1 protein-coding gene is annotated in these 1,074 nt (G+C 60.7%); it reads right to left on the reverse strand.

Features of this window, described 5'->3' with window-relative positions:
- Window positions 1–135: 135 nt before the first annotated feature.
- The coding region (gene cbiB / locus NW820_RS12615; RefSeq protein ID WP_414407671.1) for an adenosylcobinamide-phosphate synthase CbiB at window positions 136–1,074 on the reverse strand (939 nt) is incomplete at its 5' end.

A 1,074-nucleotide genomic window follows, 5' to 3' on the forward strand; every position in this document is an offset into this window, starting at 1 on the left:
CTAGTTAGCTTTGCTAACTCTACCTCAAGTTCTGGGGGAAGTTGCGCCTGTGGAGATTCCTCTGCCGGGGTTGAGTCAAAAGCTCAGCTAGGTAAGGGTCGTAGAAGCAGGAAGCAACCGGTTGTTTAGTTCATCCTAGGGGGTGAAATAAACGACCATGAGTTGCAGAACGGTCAACAGGAGAGTTGCTCCCACCATCAAACTCCCCCAAATCCATACAACCTGTCGCAGCAGTCCCAAGCTTTCCCGCACCACTTGCGGGGTCAAGGGGCGAGCTGGGATCCCCAATTTGGGTTTCACCTTCGGGATCCCCTGATAGAAATTGGTTCCCCCCAATTGGATCTGCAGCCGCCAGGCAAAAGCCGCCTCGCTCCACCCGGAATTGGGGCTGGGATCCGCCTGCGCATCCTGACGACACCGCTGCCAAAACCCCCAAGGATCCCGGCTGAGCAGGGCCAGGGTGAGCACCGTCAGGCGGCAGGGCAGCCAAGTCAGCCCATCCTCACAGCGGGCCGGCACCGTGCCCAAATGGGTGAAAGGGGGGTGGCGGTAGCCCACCATCGAATCCAGCGTGCTGCTGGCCTTGTAGGCTAGGGCCAAGGGCGCCCCTCCCAAGAAGGCGTAGAACAGAGGGGCAGTTGCTCCGTCGGGAGTATTTTCGGCCACCGTCTCAATCAGCGCCCGCAAAATCTCCGATGCCGTCAGGTGCTCTGTATCCCGCCCCACGTAGCGGCTGAGACGTTGACGGGCCTCCGGCAGATCCCCTTTTTCCAAGGGATCCAACACCTCCAAGGCGGCAAAGCGCAGGCTGCGCCCTCCCAGACAGCTGGCCATCAGGATCACCTGCACGAGGATCCCTGCCCAGGGGTGGATGGTATTGCCGATGGCGACCAGTCCCCAGCCCACGCCGTAGGATCCCCCCACCAAAGTTAGGGTGAGAACTGCCCCGCCCCACTGTTGTGCTCGCGGAGTCGAACAGTGCTTGAGGATATAGCCTTGCCCCCAGGCAATAACAGCCCCCATCACCCGCACCGGATGAGGCCAACCCCAGGGATCCGCCAGCAGGTAATCCAA

Origin of the sequence: Synechococcus sp. R55.7 (assembly GCF_047461955.1) — a bacterium.
GTDB lineage: Bacteria > Cyanobacteriota > Cyanobacteriia > Thermostichales > Thermostichaceae > Thermostichus.